This is a genomic window from Streptomyces deserti (assembly GCF_054782695.1).
In genome coordinates this window covers 122,963-145,484 of the sequence record NZ_BAAGRZ010000014.1, presented here as the reverse complement: position 1 = coordinate 145,484, position 22,522 = coordinate 122,963, and the positions used below count along the sequence as shown (strand labels likewise).

The window sequence follows — 22,522 nt, the reverse complement described above, 5'->3', positions numbered from 1 at the left end:
GGACCCGAACTGAGTATGTGCTCCCGGGGGAGGACTCGAACCCCCATGATCAGAACCAAAATCTGACGTCTTGCCCTTAGACGACCCGGGATTACCGCTATGTCCGATTTCGCAGATCGGATGCGGTGGCAGCCCCTACTATGCCGCACCACCACCCCTCGACGCGACGGTACAAGTCGGCGCTCTGGCGCACGGTGAGCACGAGGCACCCGTGGTAGTCGTCGCCGACGTTCTTGCGCACCGTCTTCGGGTTATGTCGTTTCAGGGTCGTCTTGCCGAAGGCGCTGCGGTCCGCCTGGACCACGTCCGCCCAGTAGCGTTCGGCTGCCTCGGTGTCGGCCGATTCATGGATCATCACGCGGTATGTGATGCGCTCTGGTTCCACCCGGAGCAAGGCCAGCCAGGCCAGAAAGACGCGGATCACGCCGGGGTCGCTGTTGACGAAGGTGATGCGCTCCCGACGGGCGTGGGGTTTGTCCTTTGTGCCCTCGGCCCAGTAGAGGGCGACCCCGGTGAGGAACAAGTCGCGGTCGGACAGCTCGCCGATCTCCTGGGTGGCGGCCGCCTTGGTCTGCCGGCGCTGCTCGTCTCGCACCGCCAGCTCATGCTCCCAGCGCTTCCGGGCCGCCAACTTCGCCTGTTCCACTGGATCGCGGCGCTCGGGTTTCGGCAGATCCCGCACCCAAAGCGAGATCGAACTCTTCGAGCACCCCAGCGCCACCTGGATCTGGTCGTACGTCCAGCCCTGGAGCCGGAGCTCCCGCGCCCTCTCCCGGAGGTCGTCCTTCGCGTTCGGGCGCTTCGTCCACTCCGGCGGCGGCTCCCCCTTCACCAGCTGGTTGAGGATGTCGTTGTTGAAGATCTTCAGCTCGTCGCGGATCTGCCGAAGGCTGTAGCCCGCGCGCCGCAGCGCCACCGCCCGTTCCCGCAGCGCTTCCAAGTCGGCGTATGTGCCAGGTGCATGTGCCATACGCATACCGTCCGGGCGGAATGGCTGGTTCCAGGGTCGAACGGTGAGCGATTCAGCAGTTCGAGGGATATCGGGCCGTTTCGCATGCGAACGGTCACCGAGTGTGGTGTAGGCCAGTCCGTGAAACTCACCGGAAAACCGGCACCGGCCGCCCGTAGGCTGGAGGCATGACCATGACGGGGGATGAGCATGTGACGGCCCGGGGAGGGCCGTGGTGGTGGGCGAGGCGGCGTGGGGCCGTGCTCGATGTCGGGCTGGGTGTGCTGTCCGCGCTGGAGTGCGGGTTCGAGGGGATTCCGTTCGCGCGGGATGCGGGGGTGCCGACGGCCGCGGGGGTGCTGTTCGGGCTGTTGGCCGGTTCCGTGCTGGTGGTGCGGCGGAAGTGGCCGATCGCTGTCGTGCTGGTCACGATCGCGGTGACGCCGGCCCAGATGGGCTTCCTGATGGGCATCGTCGGCCTGTACACGCTGGCCGCGTCGGAGCTGCCGCGTCGGATCATCGCCTCGCTGGCGGGGATGTCGCTGGTGGGGACACTCATCGTGACGTTCGTGCGGGTGCGGCAGGGCATGGTGCGGGGGGAGCTGGACATCGGGGACTGGTTCGTTCCCTTCGCGTCGATCACGACGTCGCTCGGGCTGACCGCGCCTCCCGTTCTGCTCGGGCTGTACATAGGGGCCCGGCGGCGGTTGATGGAGAGCCTGCGGGAGCGGGCGGACAGCCTGGAGCGGGAGCTTCAGTTGCTGGCCGAGCGGGCCGAGGAGCGGGCCGAGTGGGCGAGGAACGAGGAGCGGACCCGCATCGCGCGGGAGATGCATGACGTCGTCGCGCATCGGGTGAGTCTGATGGTGGTGCATGCGGCTGCGTTGCAGGCGGTGGCTCGGAAGGATCCCGAGAAGGCGGTGAAGAATGCCGCGCTGGTGGGGGACATGGGGCGGCAGGCTCTGACCGAGCTGCGGGAGATGCTCGGGGTGCTGCGCAGTGGCGGGGAGGCGGCCGCGCGGCGGGAGCCGGTGGTGCCGCTGGCCGCGGTGGGGGTGGCGGCTGCCGCGGCGGCGTCGCGGGCGGTCGAGGACGAGAGTGGGCCTTGTCTGTCGGAGCTGGAGGAGTTGATCGGGCAGTCGGCGGCCGCGGGGATGGTGGTCGATCTGTCCGTGGAGGGGGAGGCTCGGTCGTATGCGCCGGAGATCGAGCAGACCGCCTACCGGGTGGTGCAGGAGGCGTTGACGAACGTCCACAAGCATGCGGCGGGGGCGAAGACGCATGTGCGGCTCGCGCACCGGGTGTCGGAGATCGCGATGCAGGTGGAGAACGAGCCGCCGCCTGAGGAGTCGGCGTCGTCGGCGCGGTTGCCGTCCGGGGGGAACGGGCTGGTCGGTATGAAGGAGCGGGTTTCGGCGCTGGGTGGTGTGTTCGTGTCGGGGCCGACGGATGCGGGGGGTTTTCGGGTGTCGGCGGTGATTCCGGCGTCGTAGCCCGCTGGGTGTTCAGCCCACTGTGAGGCGTACGGGTTCGATGCCGGAGATGAGGGCCGAGAGGGCTTGGTCGATGTCGGGGCCGAGGTACCAGTCGCCGGTGTGGTCGAGGGCGTAGACGCGGCCTGCTGTGTCGATGGCGAGGATGGCCTGGGTGTCGGTTTCGGCGCCGAGGGGGCAGACCTCGGTGCCGAGGGCGCGGCCGAGGTCGCCGAGGGTGCGGGCCATGTGGAGGCCGTGCAGCGGGTCGAGGTGGAGGGTCGCGGGGGCGACCTGGCGGCCGGGGCCGGTGGGGGTGATGTGGAGGCCGCCGAATTCGGCCCAGGCCTCTACGGCGGCGGGGAAGACGGTGTGGCGGTGGCCTGCGGGGGAGGCGTGGTCGCGCAGGGCGTCGGCCCAGACTTCGGCCTGTTTGATGTCCCAGCGTCCGGGTTGCCAGCCGGCGGCGCGCAGGGCGGCGTCGACGGGGGCGGGGAAGCGGGAGGGGGGTCCCCCTTGCTCGAGCGGAGTCGGGAGCTTGGGGGAGGAGTGGCGGTCGGTGTGCATCTGCCCTTCGTTCGCCTTCGTTCGTCTTCGTTCGTCGAGGTCATGTGCCGGTGCCGGGGTGTGGCGCCGTCGTGTGGTGGTGCGGGGGGTGGGGTGATGGTTGGGGTTGGGCGCTGGCGGGCGGCCTTGCGATCGGGTGTGGGGGATCGGCCGTCGGGGGCCGGCTGGGGCCGCTGGGATCGGCTGTTGGGGGTGGCCGTCGGGGCTGGCTGTCGGGGGTTCAGCCGTTGGTGCCGGTCGGGTCGACTATGCGGACGCCGAAGTGGGCGCTGAGTGCGGTGCAGGCGCGGCAGGGGGCGGCGAAGCTGCCGTGCAGGGGGTCGCCGTCCTCGCGGATGCGGCGGGCGGTGAGTTTGGCCTGTTTGAGGGCTTTGCGGGCTTCGCCGTTGGTCATGGGTTTGCGGGCGGCGCGTTTGCTGCGGGCGGCGTCGGCGGCGGCGATGTGCCGGGAGATGAGGATGGTTTCGGCGCAGCGGCCGGTGAAGCGGTCGCGTTGGGTGCTGGTGAGGGTGTCGAGGAAGTCCTGGACGAGGGGGTGGAGGGCGGGGGGTGTGTCGCCGCGGGCGGCGGTGCCGGTGAGGGTGGCGCCGCGGGCGGAGAGGGCGGCGGCGACGGTGGGCAGGATGCCGTCGCGGCGGTGGCGCAGGATGGGGGCGTGAGGGGTGTCGGTGGCGCTCCAGCCGATGCGGGGGTCGCCGGAGCGGGGGTCGCCGGACCGAGGGTCGCCGGGCCGGGGGGCGCCGGGGCGGCCCGTGTGTGGTCCCGTCTGCGTGGCACTCATGATCGTTTTCCCCTCCTGTGCATCCCCCGGGAGGTCACAGAGTGCCAAATGCCGTGCCTGGTGCGGAAGCTGGGGCGGGGCGACACGCCCGGGTCTGGTCAGGCTGTCACGGCGGGGTGACGGCTGGTCACGGAAGCGGAGGGCGGGTGACCGCTGCCGGTGACCGGGGTCGGCGTACCGCATAGGCTGTCGGCACCGCGATCCGTGCGGTGATCACTCGGTGGTCCGTGTGGTCGGCGCGTGGAGACAGTCGAACAAGACGTGACAGACGTGACAGTCGATACGGGCCGTAGTGCGCCAGATGTGGTCAGTACGGGTCGTACAGAGTGCCGCAGGGGGCAACCGCCATGACGACAGGTCGGCTCGGGCAGCAAGCCGCGCCGCCGAACGCGGCCTACGCCGGGCAGGTCGTGCATTTCCCGGACCCGGTGCGGGCGGCCCGTCACCCGAGAGGGGTGCGGGTCGACGAGCGTGGTTACCCCGACTTCTCGCCGTACGCGCGTGCTGCCGCGGAGATCGCCGAGCCGCCGGAGGGGTTCGGGGTCGACGAGTTGCGGCTGACGGACTATGTGTCGGCGAACGCGGCGCTGGCGGCGTCCGGGCACGAGCTGTGGGACACGGTGCCGGCGGTGGCGACGCCGCACGGCTGGACGTGGCACCACGTGGCGGGTACGCGGCGGCTGGAGCTGGTCCCGGTCGAGGTGAAGGCGTTGCTGCGGCACCACGGTGGTGTGGCGACGGCACAGGTCGACCAGAACAAGCGGGGCACGCGGCCGTTGCAGGAGACCCGTCCCGCGCACTTCGGGCTGCCGAAGTCGGGGGTGGCGGTGACGGAGTCGCAGGTGCAACAGGTCGAGGAGGACCTCGGGTACCGGCTGCCGGGCGCGTACCGCTCGTTCCTGAAGGCGGCGGGTGGGTGTGCTCCGGTGGGGACCGCGCTGGACGCGGAGTTGGGGCTGCTGATCGACCAGCCGTTCTTCACGGTGCGCGACGAGGCGGCGGTCAACGACCTCGTCTATGTCAACAAGTGTCTGCGGGACCATCTGACCAAGGACTATCTGGGCGTCGCCTTCATCCAGGGCGGTCTGCTCGCCGTGAAGGTGAAGGGCGAGCGGGTCGGTTCGGTGTGGTTCTGCGCGTACGACGACGCGCGGGACGTGGATCCCTCGTGGCCGCCGGCGGACCGGGTGGAGCGGTTGCTGTTGCCCTGCGGGGACGACTTCGACCGGTTCCTGTCCCGACTGGCGGGCAGTCCGCCGGAGTTGGAGACGGTGGCGAATCTGATGGTGGACGGTGGGTTCGCGCGGGCCGTGCCGGTGGGTGCGGCTGCGGCGTCTTCCGCGTCTACGGCGTCTACGGCGTCTACGGTTTCGGCGTCTTCGGCGTCTTCGGTGGGGGAGTGAGCTGGCGATGGTGACGTTCGCGCAGGCGCAGGAGCGCGCCGAGGAGTGGATCAACGGGGACGTGCCGTCGTACCAGCACCGTGAGGTGCGGGTGCGGGAGTTCGAGCTCGGGTTCGTGGTGTGGGCCGAGGACCGTGCGGACGGGCCGCGTTCGGACGGGGGCGCGCAGCGGCTGGTGATCGCGCGGGACAGCGGTGAGGCGACGCTGTGGCCGGCGCTGCCGGTGGGTGAGGTGATTCGCCGGTACGAGGAGGAGTACGGCCGTCCCGACGAGCCCGCGGAGCCGGCGCCGACGCCCGCGGCACGGGTGGATCTGAACCAGACGTCCTTCCTTCTGACGCCGCCGGAGTGGTTGCAGGAGGCGGCGGACAGGATGGGGATTCCGGATCGGCGGGGCAGCGGCGGTGGTGACGGTGGCGGCGGTGACGGTGCCGGTGGTGCCGGGGCGGGGGCTGAGCCGGCGTCTGCTGCGTCTGAGGCGGCTTCCGCGTCTGCTGCTGTTTCGGCTTCCGCTTCCGGGGGTGCGGCTGGTGCGCCCGGGAGTGGGGCGTCGTGGCCGGCTGCCGGGGGGAGTGACGCCGGTACCGGCTCGGGTGCGCCGGGTGCGCCTGCCGCGGCGACGCCGTGGGCCGGTACGGACACCAACGCGGACGCCGGTGACGACCGTTCCGTACCGCTGCCCGAGACCGTGTTCGCGCCGCCGCTGAGCGAGGCCGGCGGCGACACTCCGCCGCCCGCGGTGACGCCGGACGCCAAGACGGCGCTGATGTCGGGCGGCAGTCAGCTGCCGCCGACGGCGCTCGGACCGGCGCTCGACGGTCCGCACGCGTCGGGTACGCCGGCGCCGGGTGTTCCGGGGACGCCGCCGCCGGGTGCGCCCGCCTATGGCCATCCGCAGGGTGCGGGTGGTCCGGGTACGCCGCCCCCTGGTGTGCCGGGTACGCCGCCCTCTGGTGTGCCGAGCACGCCGCCTCCCGGTATGCCGGGAACGCCGCCTGCGGGTGTGCCGCAGGGGAGCACGCCGCCGCCCCCGCAGGGCGGGGCGTCGTACGGCCATCCGCAGGGGCCGGCCGGGCCGGGTGCGGCGGACCGGCCGCTCGCGCCGAACGCCGGGGACATCGCCGATGCCGCGACCAGCAAGGCGGCTCCGCCGCCGCGGCGTGGGCGAGGGGCGGGGCCCACCACGCCGCCTCCGCCGGGCGCTCCGGGTGCGCCGGGCGCGCGGCCGGGGAGTACGCCTCCGCCGTCGGGCCCCGGTGCGCCGGGTGGTTCGGTGGGTGGTCCGGCGGGCGGCTACGTACCGACGCAGCTGGTGTCGGCGCTCGGCCCTGAGGGGCCGGAGGGCGGCTCGGGAGCGGGGCAGGGGGCTGCGCAGCCTCCGCAGGCGCCCGGTGCGCCGCAGCCTCCGCAGCCGCCGGGTGGGCCGAACGCGCCTGGTGGTACGCCTCCGGGTGGTATGCACCATGCCGCCACGATGTTTGCCGATCCTGGCCGGACGGGGCCGGGGGCGCCGCAGCCTCCGCAGCCTCCGCGTCCCCCGGGTGCCCCTGGCGCCCCGACCCCGCCCGGTGCGCCGAAGCCGCCCGGCGCCCCGGGTGTCCCTGGCACGCCTGCTGCGCCCGGCGCGCAAGGCACGTCGGGGGGCGCGCGGGGTCCCGTGCACCACGCGGAGACCGTGCTGGCCGCGCCCCCGGTGGGCGCTCCGGGCACGCCTCCGCCGCCCCAGGCCCCGGGCGCGCCCATGCCGCCGCACGCCCCCGGCACGCCTCCGCCGCCACAGGCACCTGGGGCACCCGGCGCCCCGGGTGTCCCCGGCATGCCCGGCGCGCACCAGCCGATGCCGCCCGGTGCGATGCCGCCGCCCGGGCAGCCGGTGCCGGGGCAGCCGATGCCGGGCCGGCCGCCGGCGTACGGCTATCCGCAGCAGCCCAGCGGTCAGCCGACCGTCGGCCCCGGCTATCAGGCCGTGCTGCGCTATCGCGCGCAGGACGGTTCCGAGCAGCAGCTGATCCGGCGTTCGGCACCGGGTACGCCGCACCCGGAGTGGCAGATCTTCCACGAGCTGCGGGCCATGAACGTGCCCCCGGACCGGGTGCTGGAGCTGCACACGGAGCTGGAGTCGTGCGAGCTGCCCGGTGCGTACTGCGCGCGGATGATCCGGGAGCAGTGGCCGCAGGCGCGCATCACGTCCATCGCGCCGTACGGCACGGACCATGCGAGTCGGCAGCAGGGCATGCAGCAACTGCTGGCCCACCAGGGCGAGTTGCACCAGGTGGCCGACGGGCCGGCGCGTCCGGCGCCGGTGCGTGCGCCGTTGCCGCCGGTGCAGCCCGTGCCGCCGGTGCCGCCGGAGGGCATCGCGCAGGAGCTGGGGGCCGCGTTCGGGCCGGGGATCTTCCGGTTCGAGCAGGCCGCGGTGTCCCGGCAGGGTGTGCCGCCGATCGTGGCGCACACGCTGGTGGTGGCGGGTCTGCCGGTGGACATGGGCCCGTTCTTCTGGGCGCAGGCCCAGCCGGGGCGGCCGGTGCCGACCCTGGCGGAGCTGGCGGCCGAGCGCGGGGTGCGGCCGGCCGCGGACGCGGGCTCGTACCTCGTCATGGGCAGTGACTTCGGCAAGGCGATCTGCGTGCAGTACGGCACCGCGAACATCGTCGCCGTGCCGGTGGAGGCGGGGCCGGGCGGGGCGCCCGTACCGCCGCAGTTCGTGAACACGGGGCTGCCCGAGTTCCAGCGCTGCCTCGCCCTGCTCGGGCGGATGTGGCGGCTGCGGTTCGGGCTGAACCAGGAGCAGGCCGGCCGCTGGACCGTCGACTTCCAGGCGCAGTTGGCCGCGCTCGACCCGGCGGCGCTCGGGTCGCCGGAGAGCTGGTGGTCGGTGCTGCTGGAGCAGATGTGGGACGGCCTGCTGTGAAGCGCCGCTGAACCGTCCGGGGAGCCGGGCCCGGTCCTGACGTCAGGACCGGGCCCGGCTTCTTGTCATTGGCGGCAAGGAGTCCGCAGGCACACCGCCTGGGGCTGAACCTCATGGCCTTCGTACGGCCGGCCTTCGTACGGCCTCGTATGGCCTTCGTATGGCCTTTGTGCGGATGGATTGTCGCGGAGTGTCGCATTGTGGACACTTCCGTCTGATCCACCAAGATGTGCGCGAAATCCGCAGTGCCTCACCGTGTCCGGTTGATGGAGAGGGGTCCCAGGATGAGCAGCGCATCGGTGTCGCCGCACGGCTTCGTGGCCGTACGGGGACGCGGCTACCGTCCCGAGCAGGTCGACGCGTACACCGCGGCCCTCTCCCGGGATCGTGACGCCGCCTGGGAGCGGGCCGCCCGGCTCACCGTCCTCGCCCGGGAGATGGGGGAGGAACTGGCGCGGCTGCGGGAGACGGTGACGCTGCTGGCGCCGCAGACGTACGAGCCGCTCGGGGAGCGGGCGCGGCGCCTGTTCGAACTCGGGCGGGAGGAGGCCGCGGCGGTACGGGAGGGCGCGCGGCGCGAGGCGCAGCACCTGGTGGACGAGGCGCGGGCGTACGCCGATGGGGTGCGCGGGACGGCACAGGCGTACGCCGATGCCGTGCGCGCCGACGCCGACGAACGCGTTCGGCAGCGGCTGCTCGCGGCCCGCGCCGAGGCCGACGAGATCCGGATCACGGCCCGGCGGGAGGGGAAGGAGCAGCGGGGTGAGGCGCAGGCCGCGTTGCGGGAGATGCGGCAGCGCACCTCCGCGATGCTGACGGACCAGGCAAAGGAGCAGGCCGAGCGGCGGGCCGAGGCCGAGCGGGAGCAGGCCGAGCGGATCGCGGCGCTGGACGCGCGTCATGCGGAGGCGGTGGCACGGGCGGAGGGGGCGTTGTCCGAGGCGAAGCAGGACTTCGCCGATGCGGAGGAGTCGGCGCGGCGGTCGGAGGAGGAGGCGCGGGCCCGGGCGGCGGAGGTCGTCGCTCAGGCGCGCGTACGGGAGGAGCGGACCGCGCGCGAGACGGAGCGGATGCTGCGCGAGCACGCGGAGGCTGGGGAGCGGTTGCGGGCGCAGATGGACCATGTGCGGGAGAGGCTGGGCGCGGTGACGGGGCAGGCGGCGGAGTGACCCGGCTGGGCGGTGGAGTGGCCTGGCGGGGCGGTGGGGTGTCCGGCCAGGTGGCGGAGTGGCCCGGCTGGACGGTGGGGTGACCGGCCGGCGGCGGAGTGCCCGGCTGGGCGGTGGAGTGGCCCGGCGGCGGAGTGACCGGCCAGGCGGCGGAGTGACCGGCCGGCTGGCGGAGTGGCCTCCGTGAGCCGCCGCCCACCCCGCCACTCTCAACTCCCTTTCCGTACGGCCCCCGCCAGAATCCACCCCTCCACCGCCTCGTACTGCCGCCGCTGTTCCTCCGCCTTGGCCCGGCCGGAGGCCACCGTGCCCAGCCAGCCGCACAGGAAGCCGAAGGGGATGGAGAGCAGGCCCGTCGTGGTGAACGGGAACCAGTTGAAGTCGGCGTCGGGGAAGGCGGAGACGGGGGAGCCGGAGACCAGGTTGGTGCCCGGCATCAGCAGCAGGACGGCGAGGGAGCCGCCGATGAGTGTGGCGAGCAGGCCCATGCGGGTGTAGCGGCGCCAGAAGAGGCTGTAGACGAGCGCGGGGGCGATGGCCGAGGCGCCCAGGCAGAAGGACACGGTCACCAGGGGCTGCAGGCTGTGGTGCTGGACGAGGGTGGCCAGGAGGATCGCGGGGACGCCCACCGCGAGGGCCGAGAGACGGGCGAGTGTCATCTCGCGGCGCGGTGACATCTCCTGTACGCGGGTGGCGAAGACGTCGTGGGCGAGGGAGTTGGCGCAGGCGAGGATCATGCCGGCGACGGAGGCGAGCAGGGTGAGGAAGATCGCCGTCGTCACCGTCGTGAACAGGAACGTCTCCGCTGTCGAGACCTCCGCGCCGAACGCCGCCTGGGAGCCCAGCAGGAAGGCGGTGTTTCCCTGCGGATCGGCCTGCGCGATCACCGCCCGCCCGATCAGCGCGGTCGCGCCGAAGCCGACGACCGTGATGACGAGGACGAACAGGGCCACGCTCGACACCGCCCAGGACATCGAGCGCCGTACCTGCCGGGCGCTGGAGGCGGTGTACATGCGCATGGTGATGTGCGGCAGGCAGGCGCCGCCGAGGACGATCGTGAGCTGTGCGGTGATCATGTCCAGGCCGGGGCTGGGGCCGCCCGCGAACTGCAGGCCCGAGGCGAGGAAGGCCGAGCCCACGCCGCTGTTGTCGGCGGCCGCGGCGAACAGGGCGCCAGGGTTCCAGTCGAACTTGTTCAGGACGAGTACGGCGACGATCGCACCCGAACCGAGCAGCATCACGATCTTCATGATCTGGATGAGGGCGGTGCCCTTCATTCCGCCGATCGCCGCGTAGCTGATCATCAGCGCGCCCACGCCGATGATGCAGCCCGTCTGCATCGACTCGCCGGAGAAGCCGAGGATGAACGACATCAGCTGCCCCGTCCCCGCCAGCTGCACCAGCATCAGCGGCAGCAGCGCGGCGAGCGTCACCGCGCACGCGGTGATCCGCACCCCACGTCCCGGCATGCGCCGGGTGAGCGCGTCGCCCATGGTGAACCGGCCCGCGTTGCGCAGGGGTTCGGCCAGCAGGAACATCAGCAGCATCAGCGACAGGGCCGTACTCAGCGCGAGCACGGTCCCGTCGTATCCGCACAACGCGATGACACCGGTGGTGCCGAGGACGGTCGCGGCGGAGATGTAGTCGCCCGCGATGGCCAGGCCGTTGCGCATGGGGGACAGGGAGCTGTAGCCGGTGTAGAACTCGTCGAGGTCGTCCCGGTCCGGGCCGGTCATCACGCACAGCAGCAGCGTGATCGTGGCGACGGCGGAGAAGCCGACCAGGGACATCGCCTGGGCGTTGCCGCTGAACTCGGTGGTCACCGTGCCGCCTCCCGCTTGACGTCCAGCGCGGCCTGCCTGCGGATCCGGTCCGCGATCGGGTCGACGTAGCGGCGGGCCGTGTGCTCGTACAGGGCGATCGCCAGCCAGGTGACCGGCACTTGGGCCAGGGCGAGCAGGAGACCGGTGGGCAGTCCGTCGGTGACGGTGCTCGTCATGAACGACGGCGCGGACGCCGACAGGATCAGGAACAGGACGAAGTAGCCGAGCGCGGTGAGCGTGGCCGTACGCCGCTGCCAGCGGTAGGCGCTGCGCAGGTTCCGCAGGTCGCTGTGGTTCCCGAGGGCGGGGCGGCGCGGTGCCCGCTGCGCGGCAGGCTCGGGCGGCGGTGGCGGTGCCGGGGGCTGCCAGGGGTAGGTCGCGTACGGGGGTGAGGCGTCGTGGGGTGGGTGGGGATAGGGGTAGTGGGCATACGGGTCGGCATACGGGTCGTGGGCATACCGGTCGTGGGCATACGGGTCGTGGGACATCCCGTGCTCCTTGCGCGGCTCGGGTCCGGTGCGGCGGACCGCAGGGAGGTGGGGGGGCGAGCCACGCACGCTACTCGGCGGATCGGAAGAGCGCTGCCCTTTGGCCAAACTGAGTGGTCGGTATGCGCTTACTTCGCTGACCTGTGACGTTACCCGCGGCAACTCGGCGTTCTCAGAGCCTCGGCGGCTTGCTGGAGGCCTGCTGGCGCGGAGCCGAGCCGCTGCCCGGTCGCCTCCGTGTGTGCATAGTGTGAAAAGGGCCTCACAAAAATCTCTAGATCAGTCCGACGCCTCGGGTTAGCCTCCTCCGGACCGAAAACTCATCAAAAATTAAAAACGCAGGGGGGAAGGGTGCGACGACCACGCACTCGCACCCGAGCCGCGCGCGGGGCGCTGACCATCGCCTCCGCCGTGCTGGTGCTGGCGGCCGGTGTACAGGCCCAGGCGGCGGTGGGCTCGGAAGAGAACGGGGAGCCCGGCCAGTCGGCCGACGAGGGGGCACGTGGCAAGGAGTTCTGGGAGGACGACGAACTCCCTGCCGCGACGGCCGAGGAGAAGGCCTCTCAGAAGGCGGTCACCACGGGGCAGCGCGTCGAGGTCACCGAGCTCACCTCGGCCACCAGCCGGGTGCTCGCCAACCCGGACGGCACGTTCACGGCAGAGACGACAGCGGCACCGGAACGCGTCCTCAAGGACGGCAAGTGGGCCGGTGTCGACACCACACTGGTGAAGCAGGCGGACGGGGGTCTCGCGCCGCGTGCGGCAGAGAACATCCGCCTGTCGGGCGGCGGCGCTGACGAGCCGCTGGCCCGGCTGGTGACCGGCGGCAAGGAGTACGCGGTGTCGTCGCCGTGGTCCCTGCCGAAGCCTGAGGCCAACGGGGCGACAGCCGTCTACCGTTCGGTGCTGCCGGACGTCGACCTCGCCGTGCAGGTGCATCCGGACGGGTTCACCTACCACTTGGTGCTCCACTCGCGGCAGGCGGCGGCCCAGAATGCGCTGAAGAAGGTGCGCTTTCCCGTCACCACCCGTGGGTTGTCCGTGCACGCGGACGACTCGGGAACGGCCGCGTTCGTCGACGGCTCGGGTCACGCGGTCGTCTCCAGCGGGTCCGCGCTGATGTGGGATGCGGGAGACACCCCGGCGACGAGCACGGCCAAGAGGGCCGCTCGGAGCACCGTCGCGCGATCAACGCACTCCGCTGCCGGCGTGGCCGACGCCCTCGGCCCGAACCCCCGCTCCCGCACCGCCGTGATGCACACCGACGTCACGGCCGACGCCCTGTCCATCGTGCCGGACCAGAAGTTCCTCAACGACACCTCCACCGCCTACCCCGTCGTCCTCGACCCTCCCGCACTGAAGGCGACGCTGACAGGCTGGACGACGGTGTGGTCCAGCTCGCCGAAGACCAGTTTCTGGAAGACCAAGCACGCGCTCGGCGTGGGCTACGACGCCTACGTCGACAACAAGAAGGCGCGCTCCCTCTTCCAGTTCGACACACGCAGGGCCGTCGGGAAGAAGATCCTGAACGCCACCTTCACGCCGTACGCGATCTGGTCGGCGAACTGCGTCAAGCGCGACATCGGCCTGTACCGCACGAGCCAGATCTCCTCGAAGACGACGTGGAGTGAGCACCCCGCCAAGTGGTATGTGAAGGTCGACACGGTCTCCGCCGCCAAGGGGCACTCCTCCGAATGCCCGGACGGCGACATCGAGTTCGACGCGACTGCCGCCGTCGCCCACACGGCCAAGGCGAAGGACACGCTCACCACGCTCGGTCTGCGGGCGGACGAGGACAACCCGCTCGCCTGGAAGCAGTTCATGTCGCCCCTCGACCCGGAGGCGACCTCCTCACGCAAGCCACGGCTGTCGATCACGTACGTCACCCCGCCGAACAGCAAGCCCTCGTCGGTGAAGATGTCCGACCCGAAGGTGTCCTGCTCGGCCGCCTCCTCCCCGGCCTTGATCCGGGACACCACGCCGCGTTTGACCGCGACACCGACCTCCAGCGACGCCTCGAACGCCTCGCTGCGGCCGACCTTCGAGCTGTACAAGGGCAGCAGCACCACACCGACCTCGCTGAAGCCATCCACCTGGACGGACAGCGGCACGGCCGGCACGGCCCTCACCTCCGCCCTGACCGACGGCGCCACCTACAAGTTCCGCGCCCGCACCGAGTACAGGTACACGTGGAAGGGCGACACGCACTCGCTCTTCGGCCCCTGGTCGGGCTACTGCCACTTCAAGGTGGACAGCAAGGGACCGCCCGCACCGAAGGTGTCCTCCACCGTGTACAAGGAGTGCGCGGGCACGACCTGTGTCGCCGCCGACCCGGAGCACGGCAGCGTCGGCATGACCGCCGCCTTCAAGATCGAGGCCGGCGCCAACGACGTACGCCGCTACGACTGGTGGCTCAACGGCGCTCCGCTCGGCAGCAGGACCTTCTCGGCCAACACCTCCTCGTGCACGATCGAGGTGGCGCCCGACAAACGGGCGATCAACACCCTGCGCGTGCAGACCTACGACGGCGCGGGCAACCCGGGCACCCACTACGACTACCTCTTCAAGGCGGCCAAGGGCGCCGACCCCGTCGCCGCATGGAAGCTCGACGACGCCACCGGCACCACGGCCGCTGACGCCTCGGGCGGCAACCGCCCGCTGACGCTGACCTCGGGCTCCTGGACCGACCGCGCCCGGCTCGACGGCGGCCTGCGCGGCAACGGCACCAGCGTGGCCGGCGCCACGACGGGCCCGGTCCTGGACACCAGCAACAGCTTCACCGTCTCTGCCTGGGTGCGGCTGGCAGGCAAGGACGACATCTCCACCGTCGCCACGCAGAGCGGCACCCGCGCGGGCAGCTTCCAGCTCTACTACTCGCCGGCGTCCGACCGGTGGATCTTCAACCGGTACGCGGCCGACTCGGACAGCCCGGCGATCGTCCGGACCCTGTCGAAGAAGCCGCCGGTGGTGGGCGCGTGGACGCATCTGATGGGCGTGTACGACCAGAACAACAAGCAGCTGCGCCTCTACGTCAACGGGCGGCTCCAGTCGACCGCCGAGTACACCACACCCTGGGCGGCCAAGGGCCCCTTCGAGGTCGGCCGGATGAAGGCGCACGGCGGCTACACGGACTACTTCAAGGGTGACCTCGACGAGGTCCAGGTGTGGAACCGTGTCGTCTTCGACAACGAGCTGGAACCGATCGCCAACGCCGAGAACCCGGCCACCGGCCAGACCCAGGCCGCGCTGCTCGCCCAATGGGCGTTCGACGGGACCTCCGGCACCACGGCGGCGGACGCATCGGGTCGGGGCAACACACTGAGCCTGCAGACGGGCGCCGCCTTCGCCGTGACCGACGACCCGGCCCACGGCAACGTGCTGGAACTCGACGCGGAGCGCCTCGGGCGGGCGACCTCGGCCGTGGCGCTGGACGAGTCGGGCAGCTACACCCTGGCCGGCTGGGTCAACCTCGCCGCCCAGTCGAAGCTGGAGGACACCACCACGGCCCACTCACCGACCGTCTTCTCCCACCCGGGCGCCGAACGTAACTCCTTCCGCCTCTGGTACCGGCAGGAGGAGGGCCAGTCCGTCGGTGACTGGAACTTCGGCCGGTACGGCACGGACGCCCTCGGCGGCCCCGCGGCCACCGTCGTCTCGGACGAGGTCAACTCGCCCGGCGGCTGGGTGCACGTCGTAGCCGTCTTCGACTCGGTCAACCGGTCGGTGAAGCTCTACCTCTCCGGCGAGCGTCAGGGTGACGAGGACGGCGTCTTCAGCGAGGAGACCTTCCAGCCCACCGGTCCGCTGACGGTGGGCGGAGCCCGGCGCCACGACAACGGCGAGTGGGGCAACGCCCTGCCCGGCCAGCTGGACGACCTGCGTGTCTACGCCGGTGTCCTCTCCGACGCCGAGATCACCCGGCTCGCGACGGTGGACGAACCGCCGGTGCCGATCGAGTAGCCCCTGCGTCCTCCTTTCCCTCTGTGGCGTGCCGGGCCACGAGCCCGGCACGCCGTCACACCTCAGAATCCGGAGAACCCCCCACGTGTTGTCCAGGAACAGCTCACTGCTGCCCAGAACATGGGCCTGGAGCAGAGCCACCCGCCGTCGGCTGGCGGCCGTCGCCCTGCCCGTGTCCACGGCGGTCGTCGCCGGCCTGCTCAGCGCGGTACCGGCGCAGGCGGACGAGGGACGCGACCACACCGCCCTGCAGAAGGCCCGGTACGGCAAGGCCAAGCCCTTCGACCCGAAGGTCAGCGAGGTCCACGACCCGACGGTGGCCGCCGCGCGCAGGACCCTCACCAAGGCCCGGGCGAAGGTCGAGTGGCCCTCCGCGGCGGCGGTGACCGTGGAACTCCCGCGGCAGCGGAGCAAGTCGGCCAAGGCCGCCGGTCTTCCCGTCTCGCTCGCCCAGCCGCGCGCCGCGTCCGCCGAGGCACCCGACGAGGCCGAGGTCGCGGTCGTCGACCGCGGCACGACCGGCCGGCTCGGCATCGACGGCCTGGTGTTCACCATCCAGCGCGCCGACGGCGACACCGGTGCCGCCGGCCTCGCCACCACCGTCGACTACAGCTCCTTCGCCGACGCCTACAGCGGTAACTGGTCGTCCCGGCTGCGCCTCGTACGGCTCCCGGAATGCGCCCTGACCACCCCGCAGAAGGCGGAGTGCCGCCGGACCACGCCGGTGCCGTCGCGCAACGACGCGGAGCGGGAGTCGGTGACCGCCCAGGTCACCACCCCGAAGCCGGCCAAGGCGAAGGCGGCGAAGGCCACCCCGATGGTCCTTGCGCTCTCCGCCGCCGCCTCCTCCGACCAGGGCACCTACGAGGCCACCCCGCTCGCGGCCTCCTCCACCTGGGCGGCCGGCGGCTCCAACGGCGACTTCACCTGGAACTATCCCCTGGAGACCCCGCCCACCCCGGCGGGCCCCGCCCCCAACCTGTCCATCGGCTACTCCGCGCAGAGCGTGGACGGCCGTACCTCCTCCACCAGCGCACAGCCCTCCTGGATCGGCGAGGGATTCGACCTGCCCGTCTCCTACATCGAGCGGGCGTACGCCAGCTGCGAGGACGACGGCCAGGACAAGAAGTACGACCTGTGCTGGAAGGAGGACAACGCCTCCCTCGTCCTCAACGGCAAGTCCACGGCCCTGGTGAAGGCCGCGAACGGCACCTGGCACCCCAAGAGCGACGACGGCGAGCGGGTGGTACGGGGCACCGGCGCCGCCAACGGCGACCCGGACGACAAAGGCGAGTTCTGGACGGTCACCGGAACCGACGGCACCCAGTACGTCTTCGGCAAGAACCGCCTGCCCGGCTGGAGTTCGGGCAAGGACGAGACCAACTCGGTGTGGACGGCCCCCGTCTTCGGCGACGACTCCGGTGAGCCCGGCCACTCCTCCGGCACGTCCTTCTCCGGCCGCGCCAAGACGCAGGCCTGGCGGTGGAACCTCGACTACGTCGTGGATCCGCACGGCAACGTCATGACGTACTGGTACGACAAGGAGACCAACCACTACGCCAAGAACGGCACCACCGGCAACGGCACCGGCTACACGCGCGGCGGCTGGCTCAAGCGCATCGACTACGGCCAGCGCACGGACACCGTCTTCTCCACGACCCAGCCGGCTGCGGCCCGCGTGAAGTTCACCGTCGCCGAGCGCTGCCTGCCGGTGTCCGGCGGCGAGAAGTGCACATCGCTGACATCCGCCAATCGCAACGCTTGGCCGGACGTCCCGTTCGACCAGATCTGCAAGGCGGACACGCCCTGCACCGACCAGCCCAGCCCGTCCTTCTTCACCCGCAAGCGCCTGACGGACGTCACGACCCAGGTGTACGACGGCTCCGGCACCGGTGCGGACACCGACTACCGCGACGTCAACACCTGGCACCTGGAGCAGTCGTTCCCCGACCCGGGCGACGGCTCGGACCCGGGCCTGTGGCTGAAATCGATCCAGCGCACCGGCAAGGCCGGGACGGACGTCTCCCTGCCCGCGGTGACGTTCAGCGGCATCCAGCTGCACAATCGCGTCGACAAGACCGGTGACGACGTGGCCCCGTTCATCAAGTGGCGCGTGCGCACGGTCACCTCGGAGACCGGCTCGAAGCTCACGGTGAACTACTCCAAGGAGGACTGCGTCGCGGGCACGGACATCCCGTCCAAGCCGGACGCCAACACCCGCCGCTGCTACCCGGTCAAGTGGATCCCGCCGTCCAATCCGACACCCGGCACCAACCCCCAGCCACGAACCGACTGGTTCCACAAGTACGTCGTCACCCAGGTCACCGAGTCCGACCCCTGGGGCGGCGCCCCGCTGAAGCAGACCGACTACACCTACAGCGAGGGCTCGGGCAAGGGCGAGGGCGGCGCATGGGCCTACGACGACGAGTCGCCCATCACGCCCGCCAAGTACCGCACCTGGAGCATCTGGCGCGGCTACCAGAAGGTGACCACCACGACCGGTGAGCCCTCGGGCACCCAGTCGAAGTCAACCTCCCTCTACTACCGCGGCATGGACGGCGACAAGCAGTCCGACGGCTCCACCCGCAAGGAGACGGTCACCGACTCCAAGGGCGCCGTGAAGACGGACTCCGAACAGTTCGCCGGTCAGCTGCGCGAGCAGATCACCTACAACGGGGTGAAGGGCGGCGAGGTGTCCGCCACCGTCAACACTCCGTGGTCCCGCACCACCGCCACCGCCAAGCACTCCTACGGCACCGTCCACGCCTACATGGTCCGCACCGAGACATCGGTGACCCGCACGGCCCTGCCGGGCGGCGGCGAGATGACGGCGACCAAGACGACGACGTACGACCCCACCAGCGGTCTGCCGCTGAAGGAGGAGACGGACGCGGCGGGCCAGAAGGACTGCACGATCACCGAGTACGCCGTCAACAAGGACGCGTGGATCCTGTCGCTGCCCCAACGGATCGAGAAGGTCTCCACCGGCTGCGACGCGACCCCGAAGCGAACCGGCGACCCGAAGACCACGGACGTCATCTCGGACGTGCGGACGTCCTACGACGGGCAGGCCTACGGGAAGGCGCCGACGAAGGGGGACGCGACCCGCAGGGAGCGGGTCACCGGCTACAAAGCCGACGGCACCGCCGTCCTCCAGACGGTCAGCACCGCCAAGTACGACACGCTGGGCCGCCTCACCGACAGCTGGGACACCAAGGGCACCCGGACCAAGCACCTCACGTACACCCCGGCGGCGGGCGGCCCGCTGACCGAGTCGTCCGAGACCAACGCGCTCGGTCACACGACCACCACCGAGTTCGCCCCCGAGTGGGGTGTCCGCACCATCACCAGCGACCCCAACGGCAACCGCACCAAGCTGGCGTATGACGGGCTCGGACGCCTCACCGACGTGTGGATGGCCGACCGCGCCGACGATCAGGCGCCCACGCACAAGTTCGAATACAAGGTTCAGAACACGGACGCGTCCTGGGTCGCCACCAAGTCGCTGAACCAGGACGGCACCTCGTACCAGACCCGGTACGCCATCTACGACTCGCTCCTGCGCCTGCGCCAGACCCAGGAACCGGCGGCGAGCGGCACCGGCCGGATCATCACCGAAACCAAGTACGACACACGCGGGCTTCAGGTCGAGGCCTCCTCCGACTACATCGACAAGACCGCTCCCTCCGGCAAGCTCGCCGACCTGCTGACGGCGGCGCCCGCCGGGACGGAGACGGTGTACGACGGCGCCGGCCGCCCGATCGTGGAAAAGATCCTCACCAACGGCAAGGAATACTCGCGCACCAAGCACACCTACGCCGGTGACACCACCCTCGTCGAGCCGCCGACCGGTGCCCCGGCCGTGCGGGAGAAGGTGGACGCGCGCGGACGGCTGGTCGAGAAGCTGGAGTACGACGGGAACACGCCGAGCGGCGCCTTCACCCGCCTCACCTACGGCTACGACCACGCGGACCGGCTCACCACGGCCGCGGACGACGACGGCAACACCTGGTCGTACGGCTACGACTTCCTCGGCCGTAAGGACAGCACCAGCGACCCCGACGCGGGAGCGAGCAGCACCGAGTACAACGAACTCGACCAGGTCATCGCCACGACGGACGCCCGGAAGAAAACCCTCGGCTTCACCTACGACCTGCTCGGCCGCCCGACCGGCAGGCTCGACGGGAAGGTGCCCGTCGTCGACGGCAAGCCGGCACCCGAGGACGCCAAGTACCTGGCGCGCTGGACGTACGACACGATCGCGAAGGGCCGGCTCACCTCCGCCATCCGCTACGTCGGCGGCAGGGCGGGCAGCGTCTACGCGGTCACCAACGCCAAGTACGACAAGGTCTACCGGGTCCTGAACGAGCAGTACACGATCAGCAAGACGGAAGGAGCCCTGGCCGGGGCCAACGGCATCTGGACCATCACCAACGCCTACAACATCGACGGCACTCTGCAGAAGCGCACCATCCCCGCGATGGGCGGCCTCGACCAGGAGATCCTGGACTACGGCTACACCGAGCAGCGGATGCCGGACACCCTCAAGGGTCTCACCGGTATCGTCCAGAACACGGATTACCTGCCCGCGGGTGAGCAGATCCGCGTGACCCTGGGCGTGTCGTCCTCCGCGAAATGGACGGAGATCAACCGGGACTATGAGCCCGGCACCAAGCGGCTGGCCCGGCAGAGCGTGGTGTCCGAAACCCACTCCGGCACCGACTCGGACGTGTACTACCGCTACGACCTCGCCGGAAACCCGGTCGAGATCGAGGACAAGGCGGTCAGCCCTACCGACAGGCAGTGCTTCACCTACGACGGCCACCGCAGGCTGAAGACGGCCTGGACCACGACCGCCGACTGCGCCACGGCTCCCACGAAGAGCGCCGTGGGCGGCCCCGCGCGCTACTGGCAGTCGTTCACCTACGACAAGGCGGGCAACCGCGAGACGGCGACGAACCACCTGACCGGCGCCACCACCTCGTACACGTACAAGACCGCCGACCAGCCCCGCCCTCACGCTCTCGCCTCCACCGAGACCAAGCAGGCGGACGGCGCGGTGGCAGGGCGTACCAGCTACACCTACGACCCCTCGGGCAACACTGACATCCGGACCGTCGGAGGCAAGGCTCAGGACCTCGACTGGAACAGCGAGGGCAGGCTCGAAAAGGTCACCGAGGCCGACAAGTCGGTCACGGAGTACCTCGACGACGCCGACGGCAACCGCCTCATCCGCCGCGACAGGACGGGCACCACGCTCTACCTGGGCGAGACGGAGCTGCGCCTCGACAAGGCGAGCGGCAAAGTCCAGGCCACCCGCTACTACAGCCACGGCGGTCAGGCCGTCGCGGTACGGACCGCCGCGGGCCTGACCTGGATGGCGAGCGACCACAACGGAACGGCGAGCGTCCAGGTCGACGCGGCCACCCAGGCCGTGACCCGGCGCCTGATGACACCGTTCGGCGAGGACAGAGGCGACGCCAAGCCCTGGGTCGGCGAGCGCGGCTTCGTGGGCGGGACGAAGGAACCCACCGGCCTCACCCACCTGGGCGCGCGCGACTACGACGCGTCCACGGGCCGCTTCGTCAGCGTCGACCCGCTCGCCGACCTCACCGATCCACAGCAGATCAACGGCTACGCCTACAGCAACAACAACCCGGTCACCTTCGCCGACCCGGACGGCAAGTTCTTCGGGTCCCTGATCGGGCTCATCATCGCCGTCGTCAAGGTCGTCGTGGCCGTGTCCAGTTACATCAGCGCCAAGTCGTCCGGCTCGTACGGCAGCAATGGTCTGTCCACCATGGGCAGCGCCAACTACGCCTCCTCCGGTGGCGGTGGCGGCGGCTGTCCCCTGGTCCAGCGGAACTACGGCCTGTGCGACAACAAGGAGCCCGCCGACCCCAGAGCCGAAGGATCGTTCAAGGACTTCCTGGCGGGCGCCGGCCACAACCTGCTCTCAGGCATCGAGGCCCTGTCCGAGTTCTCCCCGGGGTGCTGGTTCGAGGACTGCAGCGGTGCCACCGACATGTACGACGACTTCGTCGAGGGCAAGGGCGTCGACAAGGACTCCCAGGCGTACGACGCCGGCGACGATGCGGCCGAGGCGGCGGGGTGGCTCTCCGGTGTGGGAGGGCTCTTCAAGACGCTGGCGAAGAAGCTGCTGAAGGACAAGGGGAAGAAGGAGGCCAAGGACCAGGCCGAGGAACTGGCAACCAACTGCACCAAGTGCTTCCTCGCGGGCACGGACGTCGAAATGGCCGACGGCTCGACCAAGGACATCGAGGACGTCGAGGTCGGCGACGAGGTGCTCGCCACCGACCCGGAGACCGGCGAGACCGGCCCGCGCAAGGTCACGCACCTCATCGTCACGGAGGACGACAAGCACTTCAACGAGCTGTCCATCGCGACGGACGACGGCATCGAGCAGCTGACGGCGACGTACGAGCACCCGTTCTGGTCCCCGTCCGAGCGGGACTGGATCGAGGCCGGCGACTTGGCGCCGGGCATGACGCTGCGCACGGATGAGGGCGACACTGTTGTCGTCACCGGCAATCGCGCGTACAGCGATCACGTCCGTACGTACAACCTCACTGTTGCCGATCTGCACACGTATTATGTGCTGGCGGGCGAGACTCCGGTTCTCGTTCACAACAGTAACGGATGTATAAACTGGGCCTCCAACAGCGTTAAAACGTGGGGTCATACATTCAAGACCCATGGCGCCGGCGCGAAGAATACGAAGGCTCTGACCGATCGCGCTCGTAGCACCGGGAATCAGCAGGGCCAATGGCTGGATAATGATGCCGCCGCAGAGTTCCTGAGGGGCCTCCATGTCGAAGGAGCAGGTCCCAGGTCGGTGCGCATTCCGGACGGGTTGGGTCAGGTGATTATGCCGGATGGGAGTATCGTCCAAGCGCGGGCAGCCACCATTGTCCCGAGTGCAAATGGGCTGTACAAGACCGGATTCCCGATCATTGGCCCGAAATAGGAGGCTGGAGA

Annotated in this window: 11 protein-coding genes and 1 tRNA gene; 6 read left to right on the top strand and 6 right to left on the bottom strand. The window is 70.7% G+C overall.

Translation table 11 applies throughout. The annotated features are described in order from the left end of the window. Window positions 1–20 precede the first annotated feature (20 nt). Together ACYVMZ_RS23085 and ACYVMZ_RS23080 are read right to left on the bottom strand one after the other, a co-directional pair. Window positions 21–91, bottom strand: a tRNA-Gln gene (locus ACYVMZ_RS23085). Window positions 92–97: 6 nt separating this feature from the next. Then, window positions 98–970: a hypothetical protein gene (locus tag ACYVMZ_RS23080; RefSeq protein ID WP_461082625.1), complete on the bottom strand. Its 873-nt coding sequence runs from the start codon at window positions 968–970 to the stop codon at window positions 98–100. 167 nt (window positions 971–1,137) lie between these two features. Here ACYVMZ_RS23080 and ACYVMZ_RS23075 point away from each other — a divergent pair, with 167 nt between their 5' ends. After that, on the top strand, window positions 1,138–2,442 hold the full coding sequence (locus ACYVMZ_RS23075) for a sensor histidine kinase (RefSeq protein WP_461082623.1): 1,305 nt from the start codon (window positions 1,138–1,140) through the stop codon (window positions 2,440–2,442). Window positions 2,443–2,454: 12 nt separating this feature from the next. Here ACYVMZ_RS23075 and ACYVMZ_RS23070 read toward each other — a convergent pair whose 3' ends face one another. Both ACYVMZ_RS23070 and ACYVMZ_RS23065 read right to left on the bottom strand, forming a co-directional pair. Then, window positions 2,455–2,988 carry an SUKH-3 domain-containing protein gene (locus ACYVMZ_RS23070; RefSeq protein ID WP_461082621.1) on the bottom strand — a complete coding sequence of 178 codons (534 nt, stop codon included), beginning with the start codon at window positions 2,986–2,988 and terminating at the stop codon, window positions 2,455–2,457. A gap of 220 nt (window positions 2,989–3,208) precedes the next feature. After that, the gene (locus tag ACYVMZ_RS23065) at window positions 3,209–3,769 is read right to left on the bottom strand and encodes a YwqJ-related putative deaminase (protein ID WP_461082619.1); all 561 of its coding nucleotides are present in this window, start codon (window positions 3,767–3,769) and stop codon (window positions 3,209–3,211) included. A gap of 347 nt (window positions 3,770–4,116) precedes the next feature. On the opposite strand from ACYVMZ_RS23065, the gene ACYVMZ_RS23060 reads away from it, so the two are divergent. From ACYVMZ_RS23060 to ACYVMZ_RS23050, 3 genes are all read left to right on the top strand, one after another. Further along, window positions 4,117–5,172, top strand: coding sequence for an SMI1/KNR4 family protein (locus ACYVMZ_RS23060; protein ID WP_461082617.1), 1,056 nt, complete (start codon window positions 4,117–4,119; stop codon window positions 5,170–5,172). 7 nt (window positions 5,173–5,179) lie between these two features. Continuing rightward, window positions 5,180–8,083 (top strand): SUKH-4 family immunity protein, encoded by a 2,904-nt coding sequence (locus ACYVMZ_RS23055; RefSeq protein WP_461082615.1) that lies wholly within the window; start codon window positions 5,180–5,182, stop codon window positions 8,081–8,083. A gap of 284 nt (window positions 8,084–8,367) precedes the next feature. Further along, window positions 8,368–9,252: a cellulose-binding protein gene (locus ACYVMZ_RS23050; protein ID WP_461082613.1), complete on the top strand. Its 885-nt coding sequence runs from the start codon at window positions 8,368–8,370 to the stop codon at window positions 9,250–9,252. 209 nt (window positions 9,253–9,461) lie between these two features. Here the strand turns inward: ACYVMZ_RS23050 and ACYVMZ_RS23045 are convergent, their stop codons facing one another. Both ACYVMZ_RS23045 and ACYVMZ_RS23040 read right to left on the bottom strand, forming a co-directional pair. Then, window positions 9,462–11,075 (bottom strand): sodium/solute symporter, encoded by a 1,614-nt coding sequence (locus tag ACYVMZ_RS23045; RefSeq protein WP_461082611.1) that lies wholly within the window; start codon window positions 11,073–11,075, stop codon window positions 9,462–9,464. Beyond that, a complete protein-coding gene (locus ACYVMZ_RS23040) occupies window positions 11,072–11,563 on the bottom strand; it encodes a DUF485 domain-containing protein (RefSeq protein ID WP_461082609.1) in 492 nt (163 codons plus the stop codon). Before ACYVMZ_RS23040 ends, ACYVMZ_RS23045 begins: the two co-directional genes overlap by 4 nt. A 351-nt stretch (window positions 11,564–11,914) precedes the next feature. On the opposite strand from ACYVMZ_RS23040, the gene ACYVMZ_RS23035 reads away from it, so the two are divergent. Both ACYVMZ_RS23035 and ACYVMZ_RS23030 read left to right on the top strand, forming a co-directional pair. Continuing rightward, window positions 11,915–15,523: a LamG-like jellyroll fold domain-containing protein gene (locus tag ACYVMZ_RS23035; RefSeq protein WP_461082607.1), complete on the top strand. Its 3,609-nt coding sequence runs from the start codon at window positions 11,915–11,917 to the stop codon at window positions 15,521–15,523. 85 nt (window positions 15,524–15,608) lie between these two features. After that, window positions 15,609–22,511 carry a polymorphic toxin-type HINT domain-containing protein gene (locus tag ACYVMZ_RS23030; RefSeq protein ID WP_461082605.1) on the top strand — a complete coding sequence of 2,301 codons (6,903 nt, stop codon included), beginning with the start codon at window positions 15,609–15,611 and terminating at the stop codon, window positions 22,509–22,511. Window positions 22,512–22,522 lie beyond the last annotated feature (11 nt).